General features: G+C 36.2%; 23 protein-coding genes. 12 read left to right on the top strand and 11 right to left on the bottom strand.

Features of this window, described 5'->3' with window-relative positions:
• From B5440_RS14790 to prfB, 5 genes are all read right to left on the bottom strand, one after another.
• Positions 1-256: transposase (locus B5440_RS14790; RefSeq protein WP_143533301.1), on the bottom strand; the 256-nt coding region annotated here is incomplete at its 3' end.
• A gap of 77 nt (positions 257-333) precedes the next feature.
• A complete protein-coding gene (locus tag B5440_RS14795) occupies positions 334-2862 on the bottom strand; it encodes a TonB-dependent receptor (protein ID WP_070054755.1) in 2529 nt (842 codons plus the stop codon).
• 119 nt (positions 2863-2981) lie between these two features.
• Positions 2982-3353: a hypothetical protein gene (locus tag B5440_RS14800; RefSeq protein WP_070054754.1), complete on the bottom strand. Its 372-nt coding sequence runs from the start codon at positions 3351-3353 to the stop codon at positions 2982-2984.
• 30 nt (positions 3354-3383) lie between these two features.
• Positions 3384-3725 carry an arsenate reductase (glutaredoxin) gene (gene arsC, locus B5440_RS14805; protein WP_070054753.1) on the bottom strand — a complete coding sequence of 114 codons (342 nt, stop codon included), beginning with the start codon at positions 3723-3725 and terminating at the stop codon, positions 3384-3386.
• A gap of 69 nt (positions 3726-3794) precedes the next feature.
• Positions 3795-4893, bottom strand: a protein-coding gene (gene prfB, locus B5440_RS14810) for a peptide chain release factor 2 (protein ID WP_141728135.1) whose coding sequence is annotated in 2 segments (ribosomal slippage) — positions 3795-4829 and positions 4831-4893 — 1098 coding nt in all. Because the reading frame shifts where the segments join, the coding sequence is not laid out codon by codon here.
• Between the two features lie 274 nt (positions 4894-5167).
• On the opposite strand from prfB, the gene B5440_RS14815 reads away from it, so the two are divergent.
• Both B5440_RS14815 and B5440_RS14820 read left to right on the top strand, forming a co-directional pair.
• A complete protein-coding gene (locus tag B5440_RS14815; protein WP_070054751.1) occupies positions 5168-6196 on the top strand; it encodes a threonine aldolase family protein in 1029 nt (342 codons plus the stop codon).
• Between the two features lie 92 nt (positions 6197-6288).
• Complete coding sequence (locus tag B5440_RS14820; protein WP_070054750.1) at positions 6289-6804, top strand: redoxin domain-containing protein; 516 nt, start codon at positions 6289-6291, stop codon at positions 6802-6804.
• Between the two features lie 83 nt (positions 6805-6887).
• Here the strand turns inward: B5440_RS14820 and B5440_RS14825 are convergent, their stop codons facing one another.
• Entirely contained in the window at positions 6888-7211 is a 324-nt protein-coding gene (locus B5440_RS14825) for a YbaB/EbfC family nucleoid-associated protein (RefSeq protein ID WP_070054749.1), read from the bottom strand.
• 129 nt (positions 7212-7340) lie between these two features.
• Between B5440_RS14825 and B5440_RS14830 the strand changes: the two genes are divergently transcribed.
• The 3 genes from B5440_RS14830 to B5440_RS14840 all read left to right on the top strand — a co-directional run bounded on the left by B5440_RS14830 (position 7341) and on the right by B5440_RS14840 (position 12052).
• Positions 7341-9401, top strand: coding sequence for a S9 family peptidase (locus B5440_RS14830; RefSeq protein WP_070054748.1), 2061 nt, complete (start codon positions 7341-7343; stop codon positions 9399-9401).
• A 197-nt stretch (positions 9402-9598) separates the two neighbouring features.
• The gene (locus tag B5440_RS14835; protein WP_070054747.1) at positions 9599-10639 is read left to right on the top strand and encodes a cysteate synthase; all 1041 of its coding nucleotides are present in this window, start codon (positions 9599-9601) and stop codon (positions 10637-10639) included.
• 147 nt (positions 10640-10786) lie between these two features.
• A complete protein-coding gene (locus tag B5440_RS14840) occupies positions 10787-12052 on the top strand; it encodes a cysteate-C-fatty acyltransferase (protein WP_070054746.1) in 1266 nt (421 codons plus the stop codon).
• A 184-nt stretch (positions 12053-12236) separates the two neighbouring features.
• Here the strand turns inward: B5440_RS14840 and B5440_RS14845 are convergent, their stop codons facing one another.
• Positions 12237-13211: a transporter gene (locus B5440_RS14845; RefSeq protein WP_070054745.1), complete on the bottom strand. Its 975-nt coding sequence runs from the start codon at positions 13209-13211 to the stop codon at positions 12237-12239.
• A 230-nt stretch (positions 13212-13441) separates the two neighbouring features.
• Between B5440_RS14845 and B5440_RS15860 the strand changes: the two genes are divergently transcribed.
• The 4 genes from B5440_RS15860 (at position 13442) to B5440_RS14865 (ending at position 18855) form a co-directional block, all read left to right on the top strand.
• Positions 13442-13594 carry a DUF4834 family protein gene (locus tag B5440_RS15860; RefSeq protein ID WP_308430009.1) on the top strand — a complete coding sequence of 51 codons (153 nt, stop codon included), beginning with the start codon at positions 13442-13444 and terminating at the stop codon, positions 13592-13594.
• Positions 13595-13674: 80 nt separating this feature from the next.
• Positions 13675-16092: a YfhO family protein gene (locus B5440_RS14855; RefSeq protein ID WP_070054744.1), complete on the top strand. Its 2418-nt coding sequence runs from the start codon at positions 13675-13677 to the stop codon at positions 16090-16092.
• 8 nt (positions 16093-16100) lie between these two features.
• Entirely contained in the window at positions 16101-17390 is a 1290-nt protein-coding gene (locus B5440_RS14860) for a glycosyltransferase family 4 protein (protein ID WP_070054743.1), read from the top strand.
• A 1-nt stretch (position 17391) separates the two neighbouring features.
• Positions 17392-18855, top strand: coding sequence for a polysaccharide biosynthesis C-terminal domain-containing protein (locus B5440_RS14865; RefSeq protein ID WP_070054742.1), 1464 nt, complete (start codon positions 17392-17394; stop codon positions 18853-18855).
• An 80-nt stretch (positions 18856-18935) separates the two neighbouring features.
• Here B5440_RS14865 and B5440_RS14870 read toward each other — a convergent pair whose 3' ends face one another.
• Positions 18936-20135 (bottom strand): hypothetical protein, encoded by a 1200-nt coding sequence (locus B5440_RS14870; protein WP_070054741.1) that lies wholly within the window; start codon positions 20133-20135, stop codon positions 18936-18938.
• 192 nt (positions 20136-20327) lie between these two features.
• Positions 20328-23114, bottom strand: a complete 2787-nt coding sequence (uvrA, locus tag B5440_RS14875) for an excinuclease ABC subunit UvrA (protein WP_070054740.1) — start codon at positions 23112-23114, stop codon at positions 20328-20330.
• 238 nt (positions 23115-23352) lie between these two features.
• Between uvrA and B5440_RS14880 the strand changes: the two genes are divergently transcribed.
• Together B5440_RS14880 and B5440_RS15650 are read left to right on the top strand one after the other, a co-directional pair.
• On the top strand, positions 23353-23937 hold the full coding sequence (locus B5440_RS14880; protein WP_070054739.1) for an RNA polymerase sigma factor: 585 nt from the start codon (positions 23353-23355) through the stop codon (positions 23935-23937).
• Positions 23938-23995: 58 nt separating this feature from the next.
• On the top strand, positions 23996-24148 hold the full coding sequence (locus tag B5440_RS15650) for a hypothetical protein (protein ID WP_176728213.1): 153 nt from the start codon (positions 23996-23998) through the stop codon (positions 24146-24148).
• Positions 24149-24200: 52 nt separating this feature from the next.
• Here the strand turns inward: B5440_RS15650 and B5440_RS14885 are convergent, their stop codons facing one another.
• Positions 24201-24857, bottom strand: coding sequence for an endonuclease III domain-containing protein (locus tag B5440_RS14885; protein ID WP_070054738.1), 657 nt, complete (start codon positions 24855-24857; stop codon positions 24201-24203).
• Positions 24858-24949: 92 nt separating this feature from the next.
• Between B5440_RS14885 and bcp the strand changes: the two genes are divergently transcribed.
• Positions 24950-25423 (top strand): thioredoxin-dependent thiol peroxidase, encoded by a 474-nt coding sequence (bcp, locus tag B5440_RS14890; RefSeq protein WP_070054737.1) that lies wholly within the window; start codon positions 24950-24952, stop codon positions 25421-25423.
• A gap of 15 nt (positions 25424-25438) precedes the next feature.
• Here bcp and B5440_RS14895 read toward each other — a convergent pair.
• On the bottom strand, positions 25439-25765 hold a 327-nt coding region (locus tag B5440_RS14895), incomplete at its 5' end, for a transposase (protein WP_143533320.1).

The raw sequence follows: 25765 nt of genomic DNA on the forward strand, positions 1-25765 counted from the left end.
GGGCCTGCTCAATTTTACGAGAGGAATACATATTGCGAAGGTACGCATAGATGGTCACCTTGAGCAACATCCGGGGATGGTAACTGGAGGTACCTCCTCCTTTATAACTTCGCTCCAGGTCAGCGATGTCGATTTGATCAATAATCGTATTGACGATCCTAACGGGATGATGGGCAGGGACCAGATCATCATAACTGGGAGGTAAAAGACTTAACTGCGACTGGTCATAGGTCTTAAATACTGCTTTGGCTTTCATTACATGAAAATACTAAAAACCAGAAAATAATACAACAAAAAAGGCTGCCTTTTCAGACAGCCTCATTTGTTTATGAATTATCCTTCAAATCCCTCATCAAAGTCCTGATCACTATCATTACGACGTTGTTCGCGTTTTTGCTGATTAAATCTATAGATGAAAGATACATTTACAGATTGTCCCTGTCTCCATTGGAATTCACTTTCCTGGCTAAAGAACTCTGTAGTGGTAGAACTATTTCTTTTTCTTCCGTTAAAAATATCTCTTACGTTTAATGAAAGTGTAGCTCTCTCGTTTAGAATCTCCTTACTAAAAGCAAGATCTACGTTTAAAATTCCTTCTTGAGTTCCCTGAATTTCGTCTGAAGGTCCCCGGTAAAATAAGTTTGTTTGCCAATCTATTTTTAGTGGTAAAGTAACTTTTGAACTGAATCTACCAAACCAGCTTGAGTTGTCCTGGCTATAATCGGTGCCATTAAATTCACCGTCCAGTTTAAAACGGAATACATTTACACTACCGTTAAATCTTAACCAATCTGCCGGGTTGTAAAGGAAACCTAATTCTCCACCCATCCTGTCGTTTGTAGCCAGGTTAAAAGGAATACTTCTAATTACTTCTATTTGTTGCCCTGAAGGTCCGCTAATAAAAACTTCCTCCTGAACTCTTTGAAAAGCATCGGTTTCTCTTTGGAAGTAAACTGAAGAGGTTAAGGTGAATTTCTCCCATTTCTTTAAATATCCAAGATCAAATGCATTAGAAAATGCAGGATTTAAGTTTGGATTACCCTGGAAAATATTGTTACGACTACTTCTGGAAGGGAAAGGGTTTATATACCAGCCTCTTGGCCTGTTTATTCTTCGGTTATATCCTAAGGTGATATTTTCATCTTTGCCTAGTTCGTAAATAAGGTTTACGGTAGGAAACAAACCAAGATAATTATTATCAAAATCTGTATCTACTGGAAAAGAAAATTCTTCTTGTAATTCCTCTTCAGTCAATTCTGAATCAATCTCACCTTTTAAATTTGTATTCTCCAGTCTCAATCCTAATAGGAAACTAAAGCTTCCAAATTTAGTACCGTATTGCGTGTAAAGTGCCTGAACATTTTCTGAATAATCAAAAATATTTGTTTGGGTTTCATTTAGAACAAACTCTCCAAGGCTATTTTCCTGGAAAAGTTTGTAATCGGTCACCTCATTTTCAAAATTACCACGATAACCTGCTTCAAATTGAGATTCCTCTCCAATTGGTAATACATAATCTGCCTGAATCAAATATTCCTTTTGGTCTTCGTCTGTCAGTGTAGATTCTGAAGGAATATCAATCTCATCTATTTCGGTATTATTATATATAGTAAATTCATTAATGGAAGCATCCTGAGTCTCTGTATCAGTTTCAAACTGAAAATCAGCGGTAAGCTCGTGACCTTCATTATTGAATTTCTTTACATAATTAAGTGAGAATTGAATACTCTCGTCTTCCTCATTTTCGATTTCTCTCCTGTTGGTACCTAAAAGTTCGGTGTCTCCCATTAGATAGTCATTCATGTTATTGGTTACATCACGATCATCACCAATTCTATAGAATATAGCTCCTGTAATAGAAGACATATCAGATAAATAATATTCCATACCAACATTGGTATTGAAACCGCGGTTGATCCTGTCATAATCCCTGTCTTCTATATTTCTATCATACATCAGGTTATCAAGAATTACGTCTTCCCGTGGTTCAAAATAACGGGTGTCAAAGAAACCGTAACCCGGGGATTCAGAATATCTGTAACCGGTAGTGGTGAAGAGATTATATTTATCGGTACGGTAATTTAAATTTGTAGAAATACTAGCATTTTCGGGAATACCACCATTTACAGTCGCGGATCCATTAAACCCAAGAGTTTCCTTTTTTCTAAGAATAATATTAATGATTCCGGCAGTACCTTCGGCATCATATCTGGCAGAAGGAGAAGTGATCACTTCTACGCGTTCTATAGCTTCCGCAGGTAATTGACTTAAAACATCGGTATTTCCGAAACCGGCCATTGCTGAAGGTTTGCCGTTAATAAGTATTCTTACGTTATCGTTCCCTCTTAAACTTATGCCCCCTTCAATATCTACCGAAATGGATGGTACATTATTTAGGGCATCGCTCACTGTACCTCCGGCGGTGGTAAGATCTTTACCAATATTATATATTTTTTTGTCCAGCCTAATGTCAACCTGTGTGGTCTCGGCTCTCACCACAACTTCATCTAAGTTGTCTGAGCTAATACCAAGTTCTATAGTTTCCATGTTTAAATCTGAATTAACCTGGCGATTATTAAATCGCTTGGTTTCGTAAGAAATAAATTCAACGATAATATTGTAAGTTCCGGGATCTACTTCAATATTAAAAATTCCTTTGGAATTGGTAACACCGCCATTAACATTTTGCGGGTCGTTAACATCTACAATAGAAATAGTGGCATATTCTAAAGGGACATTGAGTTCATTATCAATTACTTTTCCTGAAATCTCGTAAGAATCGCCAGAAGATTGTGCATAACTGCTGAAACTAAAAAAAAGAAAAAATGCTACACTGAGCGTACTTAACATTTTGGTGGTCATAGAAATTTTTTATTCTTTGACCTTAATTAACGAAGATGGTTTAATACGAATTGGGTTAAACTCGCGTTAAAACCAGATTTAAAATGTTAAAATGAATTTATTCTGCTGCTATTCAGAAACTAAGATTTGCGGCTAATTTTTTTATTTAGCTCTAAATATTTCTGAAACTGCTTATCGGTCATTAATTTTTGCAACTTGTTGTGTTCCGCTTTCTGAATTGATTTTAATTTGAAGATAATTTCATCTTCAGTGAGCGCGGTTGCGTTAATGATCTCATTTTTCTTTAAGGTGTACTCGATTATGAGATCTTCCAGTTTCTCTGTTTGTTCAAAATCCAGTTCCAATTCTTTTTTCCAGGTATAAGCAAGTTCCCGGGCAATTTCAATAAGTTCTTTCCTGCTCTTTTTATGCAAGTAAAAATGGGAATAAACAAAGCCTGCCACTACAAATCCGGCGGCACCTATTATTGCGATTTTATTTTGAGTTTTCATTTTTTTGATGGGTTTGATATACTAAATTAATTACAATATATCTTCAATTTTAGAACTTGGTCTACCTACTACAGCCGTATTTGGTGTTTCTACAATAGGTCTTTCAATAAGTTTAGGGTTTTTCACCATAACAGTGATTAACTCCTTATCGCTAAGATCTTTGTTTTTATATTCTTCTTTCCAAATTTTCTCATTGGTACGAATAAGTTGCATTGGATAAAAACTTAATTTGTCCAAAATCTTCCCTAATTCTTCTTCCGAAAGTGGCTCTTTTAGGTATTCTCTTATTTGATATTCTTTTCCAGAATTTTTTACAAGTTCCAGACCTTCTCTAGATTTTTTGCATCTGGCATTGTGATAAACGGTAATCATTATTTTTGGTTTTGGCTATTTTAAAATAAACAATAAATTTTAAATCTAAAATATATTGGCAGAAACTTATCAATCTTCCTGCCGTTGTCCCATCATCATTAAAAAAGCTTTCAGAAAAATATCAATTTCTCCATTCATTACAGCATCTACATTTCCGGTTTCTTCTGCAGTTCTTACGTCTTTAATCAATTTATAAGGATGCATCACGTAATTTCTAATTTGTGATCCCCATTCTATCTTCATCTTGGAATCTTCAATTTCCCTTCGCTGTGCCTGTTGCTTCTGAAGTTCGATCTCATACAACTGACTTTTTAAAAGCTGCATAGCCTTAGTTTTATTTTCCAGCTGAGAACGGGTTTCAGAATTTTCAACCACAATTCCGGTAGGGGCGTGGCGCAATCTAACCGCAGTTTCTACCTTATTTACATTCTGTCCTCCCGCACCTGAAGAACGCATAGTTTCCCAGGAAATTTCTGAAGGACTTATATCTATTTCTATAGAATCATCAGCCAGCGGATATACGTATACCGAAGCGAAAGAAGTGTGGCGTTTTGCATTACTATCAAATGGGGAAATTCGTACCAACCTGTGTACGCCATTTTCTCCTTTTAACCATCCAAAAGCAAATTCACCTTCAATCTCCAGGGTAACGGTTTTAATTCCCGCAACATCTCCGGCCTGGTAATTTAATTCTTTAATTTTAAAATTGCGTTTTTCGGCCCACATTAGGTACATACGCATCAGCATTTCGGCCCAATCGCAACTTTCTGTACCACCTGCACCGGCTGTTATTTGTAAAACCGCGCTTAATTTGTCACCTTCTTCAGAAAGCATATTCTTAAACTCAAGATCTTCTATAAGGTCTAAAGCTTGCTTATTTTTGTCTAAAACATCTTGCTCGCTGGCTTCCTCTTCTTTATAAAACTCATAAAGAACCTCGAGGTCTTCAACCAGCGTTTGAGATTTTTCAAATTCTTCTACCCATTGTTTTTCAGCATTAAGATCACGCATTATGATCTCAGCTTTTTTAGGATCGTCCCAAAAATCTGGAGCAAAAGTCTTTTCTTCCTGATTGGATATTTCTATTTTCTTGGCATCAATGTCAAAGATACCTCCTTAACGCACCAAGGCGCTCTCTAAGATCTTTGATATGCTCGTGTGTGATCATACTTGTAAATTTTAAAGGTAAAAATAGAATTTAAGACCGCGCCGGGAAAGTATTTAACGATATTTTTATAGTTTTAGACTTTACTATAAAACCCCTAAAAGAAAGCGTTTCTGACTTATTTTCCTGTTAGTCAGATTCTCACTTTCTCCAATAACATAATTTCATTCAAAAAAGAAATTTCACATTGGAGGTTTGAAATTGAATTGAGAATTTAAGTTATAATAAATCAAATTGGAATAATTTCTGTCTTTACAGAAATGACAAAGAAATATATATGAAAGAAATAGACTTAAGAAGTGATACTGTAACCCGCCCAACCAGCGGAATGTTGAAAGCAATAATGGGTGCCGAAGTTGGTGATGATGTTTATAAAGAAGATCCTAGCGTAAACGCTTTAGAAGAAAAACTGGCAAAGATGTTCGGGAAGGATGAGGCCTTATTTTTTCCTACCGGAAGTATGGCTAACCAGGCCGCTATAAAACTGCATACGCAACCTGCCGAACAGCTTATTTGTGATAAATGGGCACACGTTTTTAATTATGAAGGTGGTGGCGCTTCTTTTAATAGCGGCGTTTCCTGCAAGTTGGTAGATGGTGATCGCGGAATGATCACCGCTGCTCAGGTTGAAGAAAATATAAATCCGCCAGACTTTTATCACAGTCCGTTAACAAGTTTAGTGTGTTTGGAAAATACTACTAATAAAGGTGGAGGCGCTTGCTATGACCTGAAAGAAATCAAAAAAATAAGAAAGGTTTGTAATACTCATAAACTCGGTTTGCATTTAGACGGCGCAAGGCTTTTTAATGCTTTGGTTGCTAAAAATGAAGATCCCAAAGAATATGGGAAATTATTCGATACTATTTCGGTTTGCCTCTCTAAAGGACTGGGTATTCCTATGGGTTCTGTGCTTATTGGCGATAAGAAATTGATGAAAAACGCGATTAGAATTCGTAAGGTTTTAGGTGGTGGAATGCGCCAGGTAGGTTTTATGGCAGCAGCTGGAATCTATGCTTTAGATAATCACTTAGAACGTTTAGCCGAAGATCATAAAAGAGCAACTGATATCGCTGAAACTTTAGAAGCCGCTAGTTATGTAGGTGAAGTTGAGAAAGTAGAAACCAATATTATTATTTTTTACCTCAAAAAATCTTCAGATGAAGCTGGATTCATGAAAAATCTTCAGAAAGAAAATATTAGAATAAGCAATATGGGACAGGGTAAATTGAGAATTGTTACTCATTTAGATTATACTGAAGAAATGCACCAAAAATTCTTGAAGGTGCTGCTAGATGTGAAATTGTAAGACACTTAGAAAAGTTTAACCTAAGCTTATAAAGTATTTAATATGATTCGGGAATTGATTTTCATAATTTTCAAAAAACCAAAAATTGAATTATGAAAAACGTATTGCCTAGAAAGGAAGTGCCAAGATTAAGAGTTAAAACCACAAGCGGAATGCAATGGGATTTACGCGACCAGGAACCTAAAAACTTTACAATGGTCGTTTTTTATCGTGGGTTACATTGCCCGGTGTGTAAGTCTTATTTAGAAGAATTAAATAGCAAGATAGAAGACTTTCAAGACAAAGGTGTAAATGTGATTTGTATTAGTTCTAATAACCAGTCGCTAGCGGAAAAAACCCTTAAAGAATGGGAAATTGATAATCTAAGCGTTGGTTATGATTTTAATACTGAAGATGCCCGAAAATGGGATCTATATGTTTCTGAAGGAATAAATGAAAATGAACCCGAGGTGTTTTTTGAACCCGGATTATTTTTAATAAAACCAGATAATACACTTTATGCGGCCTCGATACAAACCATGCCTTTTGCAAGGCCAAAGTTTGACGAACTTCTAAAAGCTATAGGTTTTATAGTAGAAAAAGAATATCCCGCCAGGGGAGAGGCTTAAGTAAAGTTTTAATTTAAATAAAAATACCTCACAGATTTTAAAACCTGTGAGGTATTTTATTTTGCTAGAAAGTAGCTATGAACTTATTTAAGCATATCCATTCCCGGTATATCTGGCATACCATCTTTAGCGACTGCTGCCAGTTCTTTTTCGTTAATATCAGAAGCTCTGGCAATGGCTTTATTTAAAGTAAGCACCAGGTAATCTTCTAACTGCTCTTTATCTTCAAGTAATTCGTCTGCGACATTAATATTTTTAATCTCGCGGGTAGCGGTAATCGTTACACTTAATAAGCCGTCGCTTGATTTTTCTTCAATACTAACAGTTTTTAAGCGCTCTTTAGTTTCTTCAACTTTTTGTTGGGTCTCCTTGATCTTATTCATCATACCCATCATATCTCCAAACATAGTCTTCTTTTTTAAAATTTATGAACTGCAAATTTACTAAATTACAGAATTAATCCTGTTAATATAAGGAGACTATTATGTATTTTACTGGGAAGCATTACCTTTGCAAGCGCTTAAAATAATGCAGATTTGAAAAAAGAAATTGTACCGCCTAAAGCGAAGAAAATAGCAAAAAACCTGGAATTTCACGGTGACGTGAGAGTAGATAATTATTACTGGATGAACAACCGTGATGATGCAGAAGTAATTGATTATTTAAATCAGGAGAATGAGTATAACCAGAAAATGACTGCACACACAAAAGATTTTCAACAGCGGTTATTTGAGGAAATGAAGGCTAGAATTAAAGAAGATGATGAGTCGGTTCCTTATAAGTTAAATGGTTACTGGTATCTCACCCGGTTTGAAACCGGAAAAGATTATCCTATTTATTCTCGTAAAAAAGGGGAGCTCGAAGCCGCGGAAGAGTTGCTTTTTGATGTAAATGAGATGGCCGAAGGTTTTGAATATTACAGTCTTGGTGGGTTAAATGTTAGTCCTGATAACAAAATGGTGGCTTTTGGAGTAGATACTTTAAGCCGAAGAAAATATACCATCCAGATCAAAGACCTACAAACAGGAGAAATTTATCCTGATAAAATTGAGAATGCTACCGGTGGTTCTACCTGGGCTGCAGATAACAAAACACTTTTCTACACTAAAAAAGACGATCAAACCTTACGTTCTTACAGAATTTATAAGCACATTTTAGGAACTGATTCTGCTGAAGATGAACTGGTTTTTGAAGAGGAGGATGAAACTTTCAATACCTATGTGTATAAATCTAAATCTAAAGAATATATCATCATTGGGAGTCATAGTACTTTAACTACAGAATATCGAATCTTAAAAGCCGATGACCCATCTGGTGAGTTTAAGGTTTTTCAGCCAAGAGAACGCGGTTTAGAGTATAGTATCGCACACTATGAGGGTGATTTCTATGTGATGACCAATAAAGATAAAGCCAAGAATTTTAGGTTAATGAAAACGCCGGTTGAAAAAACTACCCAGGAAAACTGGGTAGATGTCATTCCACATCGGGAAGATTATTTGCTGGAAGATGTAGATATCTTTAAAAAATATCTTGTAGTAAGCGAGCGTCATAACGGCTTAAACAAGATAAAAGTGATACGCTGGGATAATTCAGAAGAATATTATATTCCTTTTGATAATGAAACTTACACTGCTTACACCTCTATAAATCCTTCTTTTGAGACCGATATTCTAAGGTTTACCTATAACTCTATGACCACGCCAACATCGGTGGTAGATTTTAATATGGAAACTCGCGAAAAGACGGTTCTTAAAGAACAAGCGGTTTTAGATGAAAAATTTGATAAAAATAATTACCTCTCAGAAAGAATTTGGGCTACGGCAAAAGACGGTACTAAAATTCCGGTTAGCTTGGTTTATAAAAAGGGAACCAAACTAGACGGGAATAGTCCGTTATTACAGTATGCTTATGGTTCTTACGGTTCTACCATAGATCCTTATTTTTCAACGGTAAGACTTAGTTTATTAGATCGTGGATTTATCTATGCAATTGCACACATTCGGGGCGGAGAATATTTGGGACGAAACTGGTATGAAGACGGGAAACTCTTCAATAAAATGAACACATTTACCGATTATATAGATGTTTCAGAATATTTAATTCAGGAAAAATATACTTCCGCAGAACATCTTTATGCAATGGGCGGTTCGGCCGGTGGATTATTGATGGGTGCAGTTATTAACATGGCGCCACAACTTTACCGGGGCGTTATTTCAGCAGTTCCATTTGTAGACGTGGTAACCACAATGTTAGATGACAGTATTCCATTAACAACTGGAGAATACGATGAATGGGGTAATCCTAATAATAAGGATTATTACGAATATATGATGCAATATTCTCCTTATGATAATGTGGTGGCACAGGATTATCCCAATATGCTGGTAACAACCGGCTTGCACGATTCCCAGGTGCAGTACTGGGAACCGGCAAAATGGGTAGCAAAATTAAGAGAGTTAAAAACCGATAATAATTTGTTGCTTTTTCATACAAATATGGATGCAGGTCACGGCGGAGCTTCAGGACGGTTTGAAGCCTTAAAGGAAGTGGCCGAAGAATATGCGTTTTTGCTGGATTTGGAAGGAATTGACCACTAATTAAAAAATTTACCTTAAATTTGTGCGGTTTCACTTTTGTGTTTATTTCAAGTGAAATCAACCGGCACAGGTTGGCGGATTATTTTTCCGATAGTTATCGGGACGAAAAAATAAAATATTTTGGCGTTGTTGAAATATTTTAAGCTCATAAAAATGGGCAAAATCTTTAACCCAAATTTTGTAAAGAACTTCGATTTATGAAAGAAGATTTGCAAGTATATGACAACGTATTACAACTTATAGGTAATACGCCTTTGATAAAACTTAATAAAATTACCCAGAAATTTAAAGGGGAATTCTTCGCTAAAGTAGAAGCCTTTAATCCGGGACACTCCGCAAAAGACCGCATTGCACTTTATATTATAGAAGAAGCTGAAAGAAAAGGTATTCTTAAACCGGGTAGTACTATTATAGAAACTACTTCGGGAAATACCGGTTTTAGTATTGCGATGGTAAGCGTTATAAAAGGTTACGAATGCATCCTGGCAGTAAGTTCTAAGGCATCTAGAGATAAAATAGATATGCTTAGAACAATGGGAGCCAAAGTGTATGTTTGTCCTGCTCACGTTTCGGCAGACGATCCCAGGTCTTATTATCAGGTAGCTAAAAGGTTGCATTCAGAAACAAAAGGCTCGGTTTATATCAATCAATATTTTAATGATTTAAATATAGACGCTCATTTTAATTCTACCGGTCCTGAGATTTGGAATCAAACCGAAGGAAAAATTACGCACCTTATTGCTTGTAGTGGAACTGGAGGAACAATTTCTGGAACCGCAAGATATTTAAAGGAGCAAAATCCTGAAATGAAAGTAATAGGAATAGATGCTTATGGATCCGTTCTAAAAAAATATCACGAAACTAAAGAGTTTGATGCCAATGAGATTTATCCTTATAGAATAGAAGGACTTGGTAAAAACCTTATTCCATCGGCAACAGATTTTGAGATTATAGATCGTTTTGTTAAGGTTAGTGATGAAGATAGTGCACATACCGCGAGGGAACTTGCTAAAACCGAAGGTTTATTTGTAGGTTATACCAGTGGTGCAGCTACACAAGGCCTGAAACAACTTGCTGAAGAGGGCGAGTTTGATGAGCATAGTCATGTAGTGGTAATTTATCCAGATCACGGTTCACGTTATATGGGAAAAGTCTTTAGTGATGACTGGATGGAAGAACAGGGCTTTTTTGATACAAAGAATGAAATTGAGGCACAGCCTATAGAGTTTATAAAATAAGAAGTATTTTGAAATTGATTCAGAATTAAAAAATACAAAAGCATCCCCGGCAGGATGCTTTTCTTTTATTTGAATTTTAAGAAAAAAATAACTTTGTGCAATTGAGCCAATTTTAAGTATTTTTGCGGCTCGACTAAAAAAAGATCGATGAGGGATTTATTTGATAAAATATATAAAGACAAAGGACCATTAGGAAAATGGGCAGAGCAGGCAGAAGGATATTTTGTATTTCCTAAACTTGAAGGGCCAATTTCCAACCGAATGAAATTTAGAGGGAAAGAAGTGATCACCTGGAGTATTAACGATTACCTGGGGCTTGCCAATCATCCCGAAGTAAGAAAAGTAGATGCTGAAGCTGCTGCAGAGTATGGCTCGGCTTATCCTATGGGAGCCAGAATGATGAGTGGCCACACCCAGCTTCACGAACAACTTCAGGACGAACTGGCTTCTTTTGTTCATAAACAATCGGCTTACCTGCTTAATTTTGGTTACCAGGGAATGGTTTCCACCATAGATGCTTTGGTTTCTAAACAGGATGTAATCGTTTATGATGTAGATGCGCACGCTTGTATTATAGATGGTGTACGTTTACACTTAGGACAGCGTTTTACTTATAAACACAACGATCTTGAAAGTATAGAAAAAAACCTGCAACGCGCTACTAAAATTGCAGAACAAACCGGAGGAGGAATTTTATTAATTTCTGAAGGTGTTTTTGGAATGCGTGGTGAACAGGGAAGATTAAAGGAAATTGTTGAGCTTAAGAAAAAATATAATTTCAGATTATTTGTTGATGATGCTCACGGTTTTGGAACTCTTGGCAAAACAGGTGCCGGAGCAGGTGAGGAGCAGGGTATTCAGGATGATATCGATGTGTATTTTGCCACTTTTGCTAAGTCTTTAGCCAGCACGGGAGCATTTATTGCAGCCGATAAAGAAATTATAGATTACTTGAAATACAATTTACGTTCACAAATGTTCGCGAAATCATTGCAAATGCAATTGGTGGTTGGTGCATTAAAACGTTTGGAAATGTTAAGAACAATGCCAGAGCTTAAGGATAAGCTTTGGGAAAACGTAAATGCACTTCAAAACGGACTTAAGGAAAACGGTTTTGATATTGGAACTACACAAAGTTGTGTGACTCCTGTTTATTTAAAAGGAAGTATTCCGGAAGCTATGGCTTTGGTAAAAGATCTAAGGGAAAATCACGGAGTGTTCTGTTCTATTGTAGTATATCCGGTAATTCCAAAAGGACTTATTTTATTAAGAATGATTCCTACCGCTTCTCATACCCTTCAGGATATAGAAGAAACTTTGGTTGCTTTTTCAGCAATTAGAGAGCGTTTAGAAAACGGAACTTATAAAAGATTATCTGCTTCAGTTTCTGCCGCTATGGCGAGCAAAGAGTAGATAGTATTTATTGAAATAAAGCGAAACCGTTTAGAGAATATTCTTAAAGGCGTCAAGCTGAATTTATTTCAGCTTCTAAGTTTGAATGAAACTAGATTCTGAAATAAATTCAGAATGACGTTAAAAATAAGATTTTTTAAACGGTTATTCTATTTCTAATTTTCAGGAAAAATAAGTTTGAGATTTATTCATCTGAACCTTCTCCTTCTTCATCGTCTTTATAAAATCCGGTTTCTTCGAGTTCTTCTCCGCGTTGATTTCGCTTTCCTTCGTAGGTGTCTTCAATATATTCATCATCTTCATGAAAATCGAACCGATAAGAAACTCCAGCGGCTACCTGCCATCTTGATGGTGTATCTTTAAAATTAACCAGCCCGGAAATATCCAGTTGAAAATCTTTTCCGAATAAATAAGCAGCACCGCCACGTACCAAATCATCGGCATATAAATCACTTATATAAGTTTGGAACTCCCCAAAAACCGCAAATTTAGGCGTTACGGCGTGAGTTAATGTGAATACTCCTCCGTAAGAAGGAAATTCCTCAGTAAACTTATCGGCAATAAAGTTCATAACCAAAACCCAGTTGCCCCAGTTATTCTGAGTGATAATAGCCGCCTTCGGACTTATTTCTGATTCGCCTTCAAACATATATGGGTTATCCCACCAGCTAAAATTTGCCCCTCCATAAACAGAAACGGCAGGAATCAGGCTGCGTAAATCCAGTCGTTGATTCGCTTTCCAGCTATAAAGATTCACTTCTCTTTCTTTAACACTCACACCGGGGTCAAAAAGTAGAAACTTAGCCCCTATAGTGTTCGTCTTAAAGTTGGTGGTTTTAAATTCATCTACACTGTTACCCACTGGAATGGAAGTCACCTGATCCTGGAAAGAACCAAAGAAATTAAGTTCAAGGATTTCAGTTAAAAAACCATAACGTAATCCATAACTCGCTCCAAGAATATCGGTATCACTATTAAATAGGCTGTGATTATCATTTCCAAAATAAGCACCTGTTTCTAATTGTAAAACATTTTTTCCTACAGCATAAGCTCCCTGAGATTCTCCAGGTCTATTCGAGTTTATGGTTTCTGTATATTGAGCATTTGCGTTAAAAATTCCGAAGAAAATAAAAGCGATACCTACTTTTAAATAGTGCATATTAGATTGGTTTGTTACTTTCAAAGATAGCAGATTTATTATTTTTTTAGGAAGCTAAGGCTGCTATTCTCAAGGCTTATTTTTATTTTTGTATAAATTTCCTGAAAATGTTAGAAGCTTCTTTTTCCGATGTATTACAAACGATTCTAATCATTCTATTAGTATATTTTGCCTTTAAATTACTAATTAAATGGTTTGGGCCGCTTATTCTCAAATATTTCCTGCGGAAAATGGGAAAACGTTTCGAGCAGCAGTTTAGACAACAGCAAGGTCCTGCGTCTCAAAAAAAGGAAGGAAAAGTAAGTATTGATAAAAAGCCGAAAGCCGGCAGGAAATCTAATAAAAACGTTGGGGAATATATAGATTACGAGGAAATTGATTAATTTCGGGATCAATTTTTTATATTGAATAGGGAAGAAGCTGCCCATTCAGTTTAAATAAAAAGTGATCTAAAAAATTTCAGATGGCCAATCTTAAAAAGTTTCTACCGCATCTTCTCGTTTTGGTAGGCTTCGTAATAGTTTCTTTATTTTATTTTAGTCCTGTTCTTGAAGGAAAAAAGATTTTTCAAAGCGATATCGTTCAGTATATCGGGATGGCCAAAGAACAAAACGATTTTCGGGATCAAACAGGACAGGAACCTTATTGGACCGATTCTGCTTTTGGAGGAATGCCTACCTTTCAATTAGGTGCATATTATCCACATAACTACGTTAAAAAGCTTGACTCTGTTCTACGATTTTTGCCAAGACCTTCCGATTATCTTTTTCTATATTTTATAGGTTTTTATATTCTCTTACTCTGTTTAAAATTAGATTTTAGACTGGCATTTTTAGGTGCTCTGGCCTTCGGTTTTTCTACATATCTAATTATTATCCTTGGAGTAGGGCATAATGCCAAAGCCCATGCTATAGCTTATATGCCGATGGTCTTAGGCGGAATCATCCTCACTTTTAGGCAAAAATATCTATGGGGATTTTTATTATTATCGTTGGCAATGGCCCTGCAAATAGGCGCAAATCATTTCCAGATGACGTATTATTTGCTGCTCTTGGTCATCGTGCTAGGCATTTCCTATTTAGTTGATGCCTACCGAAAAAATATACTACCAAAATTCTTTAAAGCTTTAGGAGTAATGGTTGTGGCCGTTATATTGGCAATAGGTGCCAACGCTACTAATTTACTGGCTACTCAGGAATATACTGCTCACAGTACCCGAGGTGATACCGGTTTAACAATTTCTCCCGACGGTTCTGATAAACCTGCTGCAGGTTTAACCTTTAATTATATAACCGAATATAGCTACGGAATAATGGAATCTTTAAATCTATTTATTCCCCGGTTTATGGGTGGTTCTAATGCTGAAAATATTGGAAAAGATGCTGAAATTTATGATTCCTTAATTAAACTTGGTGCTTCCCCGGTCCAGGCAGCCGATTTTGCTGAAAATGCGCCCACATATTGGGGCGATCAGCCTTATGTAGGCGCGCCTGCTTATATTGGATCAACGGTTTTATTTCTCTTTATCTTTGCACTTTACCTCGTAAGAGGCCGACTGAAATGGTGGATTGTTGGCGGAAGTGTGCTGGCGTTAATTCTTTCCTGGGGTAAGAATTTCGGATTTTTTACTGAATTTTTTATCGATTATGTTCCTTTGTATAATAAGTTTAGGGCTGTTTCTTCCATACAGGTTATTATAGAATTATGCGTTCCGGTCTTAGCCGTTTTTGGACTTTATAAATTATTTGATCCTAAACTTCAAAAAGAAGCAAAAGTATACGCGCTTAAATGGTCGGGTATTATCGTAGGAGGAATTGGGCTTGCTTTATTGCTATTCCGTTCGGTGTTATTTGATTTCAGCGGAGCGGGAGATTCGGCTTTAATTCAGCAACTGGGAGCCGATTTTGTAAGAGCACTTAAAGAAGATAGAAAAGCTATTTATACCGAAGACCTTATTAGGTCGCTTATTTTTTCAGCATTAACAGCCGCGGCAATTTGGTTATATATAAAAAAGAAACTCACACAAAACTGGCTGGTTCCGGTTTTGGCACTTTTAATTCTGGTAGATCTTATTTCTGTTGATAAACGTTATGTGAATAATAATGATTTTGTAAGCGCAAGACAAATGGATCGTCCGTTTCAGCCAAATGCTGCCGATCAGCAAATTTTGCAGGACGATGGTCACTACCGTGTTTTCGATGTTTCCGGAAGTCCTTTTAATACCGGAAGAACTTCCTATTTTCATAATGCCATAGGCGGTTATCACGCTGCTAAACCCGGCCGAATGCAGGACTTATACGATTTCTATATTTCGCAAAATAATATGGAAATTTTAAATATGCTGAATGCGAAATATTTTATAGTTCCTTCTGAAAGTGGCCAACCACAAGCCCAGCAAAATCCAAATGCCTTAGGAAATGCCTGGTTTGTAGATGATATTATGTGGGTTGAATCTGCCAACGAGGAAATATTGAATTTAAAGGAAGTTGATCTTCAAAATACAGCGGTTATAAATTCGGAATTTAAGAGTGAAGTTTCTCAAGGTTTCAAAGGCACCGGAAATGCAGAAATTCAATTACAAAGCTATCAGCCGAATGAATTGGTATATAAAACCAATGCCTCGTCACCTCAGTTTGTAGTTTTCTCTGAAATGTATTATCAACCGGGTTGGCAGGCATATTTAGATGGAGAAAAAGTTGAACACGTAAGAGCAAATTATGTATTACGTGCTATGAATATTCCTGCAGGCGAGCATACCGTAACTTTTAGATTTGAACCCGAAGTAGTAAACACCGGGAGCAGCATTGCCCTTGCAAGTTCTATAATATTGGTTTTAATTATTTTAGGCGGATTTTACTATAAATCCCGAAAGAGGGAATAAGGTCTTACATGGAGAAGGTACTCATTATAACTTATTATTGGCCACCGGCCGGTGGTCCCGGCGTGCAGCGTTGGCTTAAGTTTGTGAAGTACCTACGCGATTTTGAAATTGAACCTATAGTTTATATTCCCGAAAACCCTAATTATCCTATGTTGGATGATTCTTTAGAAAATGAAATTCCGAAGGGAATAACTATTCTTAAGAAGCCTATTTTTGAACCTTATCAATTAGCCGGATTTTTGGCTAAAGATCAGACTAAAACAATTAGTAAAGGAATTATTGCTGCTGAAAAAAATCAGTCGCTTTTACAAAAATCTTTACTTTTTATTCGTGGTAACTTATTTATTCCTGATGCGAGGAAATTCTGGATAAAGCCATCGGTGAAATTCCTGAATACCTATTTGAAAGAAGAAGGTATTAAAAAAATAATTACAACCGGTCCGCCGCATAGTTTACATCTTATTGGTTTAAAATTGAAGCAGGAACTCGATTTAAAATGGATAGCAGATTTCCGTGATCCCTGGACGCAAATTGGGTATCATAAAAAGCTAAAACTTACTGAATCCAGTAAAAAGAAGCACTTAAGCCTTGAACGGGAAGTTTTAAATTCAGCCGATCAAATTATCACTACCAGTTTTACTACGAAAGCTGAATTTACAGAAAAAACTAGCAAACCAATAAGCGTAATTACCAACGGATTTGATGCTGAAAACAGTGAAGCGCAAACCAATGAATTGGATACTAAATTTAGTATTTCTCATATCGGTTCTTTGCTTTCAGAAAGAAATCCCGAAAATCTCTGGAAAGCACTGGCAGAGCTTGTAAAAGAAAATTCAGATTTCGAAAAAGACCTGGAATTGAAATTGGCCGGTACGGTGAGTGAAGAAGTAGTTACTTCAATTAAATCGGCTGGACTAGGGGATAAGCTTCAATTACTTGGTTATTTAAGCCATAAACAAGCAATTGCTCTTCAGCAGATAAGCCGGTTATTGTTATTAATTGAAATTAACAGCCAGGAAACCCGGGGAATTATTCCGGGGAAATTGTTCGAATATTTAATGGCTAAAAGACCAATTTTAGCTATTGGTCCGCAAAAATGGGATGTTCAGCAAATCTTAGAAGAAACCGGCTCAGGTGAATATTTTCAATATTCGGAGAAAGACAAACTTAAAAGCCTAATTTTATCTCATTATAAAAGATATAAAAATGGAGACGGTAATTTTGTGAGGGGAGATATCCAGCAATACCATAGGAAAAACCTAACAGGAAAACTGGCGAGTTTGATAAAGAACGTATAGAATGGGCGTAATTATAAAGCAATCTTTTACAAACCTAATTACTACCTATTTTGGTTTTGCGATTGGCGCGATTAATACCCTCTTTTTATTTACATATTTCCTGGAGCAGGAATATTATGGATTGGTTACCTTTTTAATTTCAGCGTCAAGTTTATTATGGCCATTTATGGCCTTTGGAGCGCATAGTACGCTTATAAAATTCTTTACTTTTTACAAAACGAAACAGGAAAAAGACAGGCTTTTAAATTTAATCCTGTTTTTACCTTTATTTATTTCCGGCGTGTTAGGACTAATTGGAGTGCTCAGTTACTCTTTTCTAGTCGATTATTTTACACAGGGTAATGGACTTGTAAGGCCCTATATCTGGTTGATCTTTCTAATCGCTTTCGCCAGTGCTTATTTCGAAATCTTTTTTGCCTGGTCTAAGCTTTATTATAAAAGTGTCTTCGGAAACTTTATGAAAGAGGTTTTTCATAGGTTTTGCATCAGTTTATTGCTTTTAGCAGTCTATTTTAACTGGATCACGGTTCATCAGTTTATTTACTGCATTGCCGGAGTTTTTATATTGCGACTCATTGCAATGATGATCTATGCGTTTTCGCTGTATTTCCCTAAACTAGATTTTAAATTTCCGCAGAATTTATCTCCTGTCTTAAAATATACGTCACTAATCCTTATAGCAGCTTCTGTGGCTACCGCTTTATTAGATTTGGATAAAGTGATGATAGAATATTTTATGCCCATAGAAAACGTCGCTATTTACGGAATTGCGATTTATATCGCTACAGTGATTTCGGTGCCCCAAAAGGCAATGCACCAAATTACAAACCCAATGACGGCTGAATTCCTCAATACTAAGAATAAAAAAAGTCTCGAAGATCTTTATAAAAAGAGTTCTTTAAACTTATTGATTGTAAGCTTACTCATTTTTATCCTGATAATCACGAACGTAAAACAACTTTACGAACTAATTCCCGATGAATATGAGTTGAGCATTCTGGTGGTTCTGTTGATCTCCCTGGTAAAGCTTTATGATAATCTTTTGGGAAATAATAATAGTATTCTTTTTAATTCAGATTACTACCGGATTGTCCTATTTATAGGCGTTCTTCTTGTGCTGGTAGCGTTTGTTTTAAATCTGGTTTTTATTCCCAGCTTTGGGATAGAAGGAGCGGCTATCGCCAGTTTTATAGCTTTTTTTATTTATAATTCGGTTAAGATCTGGTTGGTTCATAAAAAGTTTAATTTTCTTCCTTTTACTTCAAAAACCTGGCTAGTATTATTGATTGGAGTTATTTTATCTTTTGGTTTTTATTTCTGGGATTTTGGCTTTCATCCAATATTGAACATCTCAATCAAATCTATTTTGATTGGAATAAGCTATGTAGGTTTAGCGTATTTCCTGAATTTTTCTTCGGAAGTAAACAGTTTAATTAATAAAGCTCTAAGAATCAAAACCTCCTAAAAACGGGAAACCCCCGAAGCTTTTGAAGCTTCAAGGGGTTTCCAACTAACCAACCAAAAAATTAAATTATGAATTCTTTATTATCTGTTATTCACATTTCGTGCCGAACTTCTTCCTCGTGAAGAAGAATTTGATGTTCTACCCGAAGATCTTGTATTCGTACTGCTTTTTACCGCTCTGGTATTACTACTTCTGCTACTCCTGCCAGTAGCTTGAGTCCTTCTTTGCGTAGGAGCGGTTCTAGCTTTACTGGTTTGTCTGGTAGGAGTGCTTTTAATAGTTCTACTATTTCTAGCAGATGAATTTACTTTTCTATTAGAAGACCTACTACTTACCGCTTCACTTCTCGTGGTTCTGCCTGTTCTGGCTTCACTTCTGGAACGCGTATTCCTAATTTTTACAGCATCATAAGTATTCGTTCCTCTGGATGATCTTACAGCATTTCCGCGAGAGTTGGTACTGCTATTTCTTTCAGAGCTAAGAGTTCTGCTTCTATTTTGAGTAGCTTTAGATCTTTCAGAATTACGATTACTTCTCACATTATTCGTGTTTGTAGCTATTCGGCCATCGTCATTTCTAATTTCTTTTAGATTTCGTTTTCCTGAAGTTCTTCTTCCGTGGTTATAGGAAACCGCTGATTGATTTGGCCTGTAAAAATTTCGATTTACATTTTTTGTATAATAGTTATTGTAATAATTTACGTGTTGTACGTAAGTTACCCGGTACGGTTGATAATAAGCTCTATAAGGCTGACCAAAAACAATACTCACTCCACTTCTGGGTCTCGAGTAATACTGGTGCCATGGTCTATACACATATCTATTATTGTAATGGTTTATATAACCGGTATAATTGGTGATTCGGTTAAAACGGTTGTAATGAATGTGTAAACCTCCAACTCTGGCAATACGGCCACGACGGTTATAATCTATAAAAACATCACCGGCACGAATAATTCTTCCGTAGTAATCATAAAAAACCGGAACACTTTCAATTTGAATTACCGCTCCATAATCGTCATATTGTACGTAAGCATCATAATTATGCCCAGAGTTATAACTGATATTCATATTTGGAGTGGAAATATTTACAACATTTGTTCTTCTAAATTCCGGGTTGTAATAGAAGTCAAATTCCCCATTAGGATAAACGGCAAACTCAACACCATTTTCAACAAAAATAAAAGCATCGTTGTAGGCTCTAGGGGCAGTAGCTTCAGAAGCTGCTGAAGCCGATATGCCAATAAATAAAAAGCTGATTAAAAAGGCGATATTTTTCATAGTTTGCGTTTTATGTGATATTAAGATGATTCTCATTAGAATCAATACATAAAATACAAACCGCGTGCCAAAAAGAGAAAACCTCTAAAAAAGCAAATATTTTAGAGGTTTTATATTGAAAATCAATTAATTAAGTGTGAAATATTCAAAAGAAAGAGAATTAAGTTTCTGTTTTTGCGAAAACGAAAACGTCTATAATTTTTCCTTAAGATATTTTGCGGTAAATGAATCTTTCGATTTAATAATTTCTTCTGGAGTACCGGAAGCAACAATATTTCCGCCGTTTACTCCGCCACCAGGGCCAATATCAATAATATGATCAGCACATTTCACCAGATCCATGTTATGTTCTATCACCACCACGCTATGTCCTTTTTCGATAAGTGCATTAAAGGATTTCAATAGCTTTTTAATATCGTGAAAGTGAAGCCCGGTTGTTGGTTCGTCAAAGATGAACAATGCTTTTTCTTTGGTAGCACCTTTTACTAAGAATGAGGCCAGTTTTATTCGTTGCGCTTCCCCACCTGATAGGGTAGAAGAGCTTTGACCCAGTTGCACATAACCTAGACCAACGTCTTGCAAAGGTTTTAATTTTCTAACAATTTTAACGAGTTTGTTTTCGGCAAAAAAGTTAGTGGCGTCATCGATGGTCATATTCAGTACATCGTCAATATTTTTTCCTTCAAACTGAACTTCCAATACATCTTTTTGAAAACGCTTCCCGTTACAGGCTTCACATTCTAAATGAACATCGGCCATAAACTGCATTTCTATGGTAACTTCACCTTCACCCTTGCAAACTTCACAGCGACCGCCTTCTACATTAAAAGAAAAATGTTTGGGTTTAAAACCTCGAATATTTGATAATTTTTGATCAGAAAAAAGGTTTCGAATATCGTCGTAAGCCTTGATATAGGTTACAGGGTTGGAGCGGGAAGATCTACCAATTGGATTTTGGTCTATATATTCTACGCTACCCAGGTTTTTAAAATCACCTTCAATATCGGTATACTGGCCAGCTTTTTCTCCGTAGCCTCCAATTTTCTTCTGAACTGCGGGATAAAGAATTTTCTTTACCAGTGTACTTTTTCCACTTCCTGAAACTCCGGTTATCGCGGTAAAGGTTTTAAGCGGAATAGTTACATCTATATTCTGAAGGTTATTTTCTCTTGCTCCCAAAATCCTGATTTCTCCAGAAGCTTTTCTGCGCTCTTTAGGTACGGGTATTTCCTCTTTTCCATTTAGATATTGAGCGGTAAGCGAATTTGATTTTAAAATTTGCTTCAGCGTTCCCGTGGCTACAACCTCACCGCCGTGGGTTCCTGCTTCAGGGCCAATATCAATAATCTCATCGGCAGCGTTCATAATATCCTCATCGTGTTCAACAACTATTACGGTGTTACCGAGATCACGCAGATTTTGAAGCACCCCAATTAAACGTTCGGTGTCTCTCGGATGCAAACCAATAGAAGGTTCATCTAAAATATACATAGAACCTACCAAACTACTTCCCAGCGAAGTTGCCAGGTTAATTCGTTGCGATTCACCACCAGACAGCGTATTTGACTTTCGGTTTAAAGTGAGATAATCTAAACCAACTTCAGATAAAAATTTAAGTCGGTTGTTGATCTCTGTAAGCAGTCTCTTAGCTATTTGTTGGTCGTATTCATTTAATTTTAGGGTACTGAAAAACTCACGAACTTTATCTAAAGGTTTTTCAACTAAATCGGTGATGCTATGGCCATCTATTTTTACATAATCGGCTTCCGGCCTTAAACGTTTTCCTTTACAGGTGGTACAACGTGTTTTTCCGCGGTAGCGTGAAAGCATCACCCTATTCTGAATTTTATAAGCTTTACTTTCTAAAAACTGGAAGAAGTCGTTTAAACCTTCAAAATGCTTGTTTCCATTCCAGACCAAATCTTTTTGTTCCTGCGTAAGCTGAAACCAGGGTTTATGAATTGGAAAATCGAATTTATGCGAATTATTTACTAATTGATCGCGGTACCAGCTCATGCTATCACCGCGCCATGGAAAAATTGCGTTTTCATAAATAGAAAGGCCTGTATTTGGAATCACGAGATCTTCATCAATTCCAATTACATCTCCATAACCTTCGCATTTAGGGCAGGCACCGTAAGGATTATTAAAGCTGAAAAGGTGCACATTTGGCTCCAGGAAACTGATTCCGTCTAACTCAAATTTATTGCTGAAATGGCGCTTTTTACCAGATTTTAAGTTTTCAATATAAAGCTCACCTTTTCCTTCAAAAAAGGCTGCATCAGTAGCATCAGCCAATCTATTGTAAAAGTCTTCTTCATCTTTGGTGATAATTCTATCTACCACCAATAAAGTGTCTTTAGCTTTAATTTTTTCTAGATCTGCCTCATCTATTCTAAGCACATCGTCTTTTACTTTAATCCGGCTGTAACCTTGCTGTGCCAGAACTTTTATTTTTTCTGAAAGCGTCCGGCCTTCTTCTATATGAATTGGAGCAAGTAATAATAACTTTTCGCGCTCTTCAAAAGATTTAACGTGATCTATTACATCTGCCACGCGATCTCGCTTTACCTGGTTTCCAGAAATAGGGGAGTAGGTTTTACCTATTCTCGCAAAAAGCAGTTTTAGATAATCGTAGATCTCGGTAGAAGTTCCAACGGTAGACCGAGGGTTGGTAGAATTTACTTTTTGTTCTATGGCAATAGCAGGAGCAATACCTTTGATATAATCTACCTTAGGTTTGTTTAATCTTCCTAAAAACTGGCGTGCGTAAGAAGAAAGACTTTCAACATAGCGGCGCTGGCCTTCGGCATAAAGTGTATCAAAAGCTAAACTGGATTTTCCTGAACCGGAAAGTCCTGTAATCACCACCAATTTATTTCTGGGAATAACTACATTTATATTTTTAAGATTGTGCAGTTTTGCACCTTTTATAATTATATTCTTCTTAGGATTTACCTCGGCAACGTCAATATTCATGCTCATTTTTCTAGTTCAAGGATGCAAAGATACTTAATAAGCAGCAGGGTAAAAAGCCATAAAATTCTTATTGTATTGTTAAAAAATTAAACTTTTGTTTGCTTTTGTAGAATATATCTTGCTATATTTGGCCATTCATATTTAATATAAACACGCCTGCCTATCGCATAAAGTTACTTTTAGAAACTAAATAACCTAACCTCGGGAGCCCCTACCATCCTGAACAAAAGTAACTAATATGAATAACGTTGAAATTACTGACGCCGTTCTTGTGCGCAAATACATGGACGGAAGCGAAGCTGCCCTAAGCAAACTTATTACCAGGCACCAACACCGAATTTACAGTTTTATTTTCTCTAAAGTTTTTGATCGCGATGTCGCTGAAGATATTTTTCAGGACACATTTATTAAAGTGATCAATACTTTAAAAAGAGGGAAATATAATGAAGAAGGAAAATTTTTACCCTGGGTAATGCGTATTGCACACAACCTGGTAATAGATCATTTTAGGAGAAATAAGCGTATGCCTAAATTTGATAATAGTGGCGACTTTAATATTTTTTCGGTTTTAAGTGATTCAGATTTAAATATTGAAACTCAAATTATTAAAGATCAAATTGAAAATGATGTAAAGGAACTTATTAAAGAGTTACCGGAAGATCAATTAGAAGTGCTTACTATGAGAATCTACAAAGATATGAGCTTCAAGGAAATTTCTGAACGTACAGGGGTAAGTATAAATACCGCTTTGGGAAGAATGCGTTATGCATTAATAAATCTTCGTAAAATTATTGAAAAGCATAATCTTGTTTTAACAAACTGATTTATAATATTCCTCAAAAGTTTGCGTTAGAATAAGAAACCAACGCAAAAAATATCTAATGGGGAAACTTTACACTAAAAAACTATCTAAAAAAGATCAGTTGAAGAATTTGGAACCTAAAAAAGAGACGGTAGCGTTTCTTTTAAATTATTCAAAAGCATTAAGAGTGGTAGATTGCCAGGGAATTAAATTTGGAGCCATTCTTAATTAATCTCAAGAAAAAAGACCTGTTTATTAGCCTACAGGTCTTTTTATTTTTCAAGTTATTTCTTCTTTTTATAATATTCGGTAAGTACTGTTTTTCTGCCAATTTCTTTGGTAATAATATCTTTTTCAAGATTCCAGCCTCTTGCAGGTGAATATTGCCGCCCGTACCAAATTATTTGCAAATGAAGTTTATTCCAAAGGTCTTTTGGGAATAAGCGTTTCGCGTCCTTTTCTGTTTGAGTAACATTTTTACCGTTACTTAGATTCCAGCGATACATTAAACGATGAATGTGAGTATCTACCGGAAAAGCAGGCACATTAAAAGCCTGCGCCATTACCACACTTGCAGTTTTGTGACCTACCGCGGGTAAAGCTTCAAGAGCCTCAAAGCTTTGAGGAACCTGACCGTTATGTTTTTTTAAAAGAATTTCAGATAGACCGTGAATTCCTTTAGATTTCATAGGAGAAAGGCCAACCGGTTTAATTATTTCCCTAATCTCTTCTACTGAAAGTTTTACCATAGCCTTTGGGTTATCGGCTATTTCAAACAGTTTTGGGGTGATCTGGTTCACTTTTACATCGGTACTTTGGGCTGAAAGTAAAACAGCAATCATTAACGTATAAGGATCTTTGTGATCTAGCGGAATTGGAATTTCCGGATAAATATCGTTTAAGGTATTAATTACAAATTCTACCTTTTCTTGTTTGGTCATATTGTTTAAATTTACTCGATAAGTGAAATTGAAAAGTAATTATAATACTCTTGAGGTAAACTCAGGATTAAATCGATACAAAAATAGGAATTATGACAACATTAGAAGCCGGGGATAAGGCCCCTGATTTTTCAGTAGAAGATCAAGATGGAAATACAGTTAAATTATCAGATTTTAAAGGTAAAAAACTGGTTTTATTTTTTTATCCAAAAGCGAGTACACCAGGTTGCACGGCCGAAGCTTGTAACCTAAGAGACAACTGGGAACGTTTTCAGGAAAAAGGATATGCAATATTAGGAGTAAGTGCCGATACTCAGAAAAAGCAATCAAACTTTAAAAATAAATACGAATTTCCATTTCCGCTATTGGCTGATGAAGATAAAGAAGTGATCCAGGCTTATGGTGTTTGGGGACCTAAGAAATTTATGGGAAAAGAATATGATGGAATTCACCGTACCACTTTTATAATTGACGAAGAAGGAAAAATTGAAGAAGTGATCAAGAAAGTGAAGACTAAAGCACATACCGATCAAATTCTTTCTGAGGAGAATAGAATTTATAAATAAAAGAGGGTCTGTAAATTAAACTCTGTCTGATGTTTCAATTCCTCTGGGGCTAGCCCCAGAGGAATTTGCGTTTATTTCCAGTGGTATACGGTCTCCAAATTTAATATAAAATTGCTGAATCGTAAGGCTCCAATTATGTAATGGGGCGGTCCATTTCTTCTCAATATTCTTTGTCACTAGATAGACTAGTTTAAGCAGGGACATATCACTGGTAAATGCTCCTTTGGTCTTGGTAACTTTCCTGATCTGACGATGGAAGCCCTCCACGGCATTGGTGGTGTAAATGATCTTTCTAATGGGTTGGGTGTACTGAAAATACTGGGATAACTGCTCCCAGTTACG

The organism is Salegentibacter salarius, assembly GCF_900168265.1.
GTDB lineage: Bacteria > Bacteroidota > Bacteroidia > Flavobacteriales > Flavobacteriaceae > Salegentibacter > Salegentibacter salarius.

Coding starts and splice junctions, on each gene's coding strand:
- B5440_RS14795 (WP_070054755.1), bottom strand. CDS start 2,862: ATGACCACCAAAATGTTAAGTACGCTCAGTGTAGCATTTTTTCTTTTT.
- B5440_RS14800 (WP_070054754.1), bottom strand. CDS start 3,353: ATGAAAACTCAAAATAAAATCGCAATAATAGGTGCCGCCGGATTTGTA.
- arsC (WP_070054753.1), bottom strand. CDS start 3,725: ATGATTACCGTTTATCACAATGCCAGATGCAAAAAATCTAGAGAAGGT.
- B5440_RS14815 (WP_070054751.1), top strand. CDS start 5,168: ATGAAAGAAATAGACTTAAGAAGTGATACTGTAACCCGCCCAACCAGC.
- B5440_RS14820 (WP_070054750.1), top strand. CDS start 6,289: ATGAAAAACGTATTGCCTAGAAAGGAAGTGCCAAGATTAAGAGTTAAA.
- B5440_RS14825 (WP_070054749.1), bottom strand. CDS start 7,211: ATGTTTGGAGATATGATGGGTATGATGAATAAGATCAAGGAGACCCAA.
- B5440_RS14835 (WP_070054747.1), top strand. CDS start 9,599: ATGAAAGAAGATTTGCAAGTATATGACAACGTATTACAACTTATAGGT.
- B5440_RS14840 (WP_070054746.1), top strand. CDS start 10,787: ATGAGGGATTTATTTGATAAAATATATAAAGACAAAGGACCATTAGGA.
- B5440_RS14845 (WP_070054745.1), bottom strand. CDS start 13,211: ATGCACTATTTAAAAGTAGGTATCGCTTTTATTTTCTTCGGAATTTTT.
- B5440_RS15860 (WP_308430009.1), top strand. CDS start 13,442: ATGGGAAAACGTTTCGAGCAGCAGTTTAGACAACAGCAAGGTCCTGCG.
- B5440_RS14855 (WP_070054744.1), top strand. CDS start 13,675: ATGGCCAATCTTAAAAAGTTTCTACCGCATCTTCTCGTTTTGGTAGGC.
- B5440_RS14860 (WP_070054743.1), top strand. CDS start 16,101: ATGGAGAAGGTACTCATTATAACTTATTATTGGCCACCGGCCGGTGGT.
- B5440_RS14865 (WP_070054742.1), top strand. CDS start 17,392: ATGGGCGTAATTATAAAGCAATCTTTTACAAACCTAATTACTACCTAT.
- B5440_RS14870 (WP_070054741.1), bottom strand. CDS start 20,135: ATGAAAAATATCGCCTTTTTAATCAGCTTTTTATTTATTGGCATATCG.
- uvrA (WP_070054740.1), bottom strand. CDS start 23,114: ATGAATATTGACGTTGCCGAGGTAAATCCTAAGAAGAATATAATTATA.
- B5440_RS14880 (WP_070054739.1), top strand. CDS start 23,353: ATGAATAACGTTGAAATTACTGACGCCGTTCTTGTGCGCAAATACATG.
- B5440_RS15650 (WP_176728213.1), top strand. CDS start 23,996: ATGGGGAAACTTTACACTAAAAAACTATCTAAAAAAGATCAGTTGAAG.
- B5440_RS14885 (WP_070054738.1), bottom strand. CDS start 24,857: ATGACCAAACAAGAAAAGGTAGAATTTGTAATTAATACCTTAAACGAT.
- bcp (WP_070054737.1), top strand. CDS start 24,950: ATGACAACATTAGAAGCCGGGGATAAGGCCCCTGATTTTTCAGTAGAA.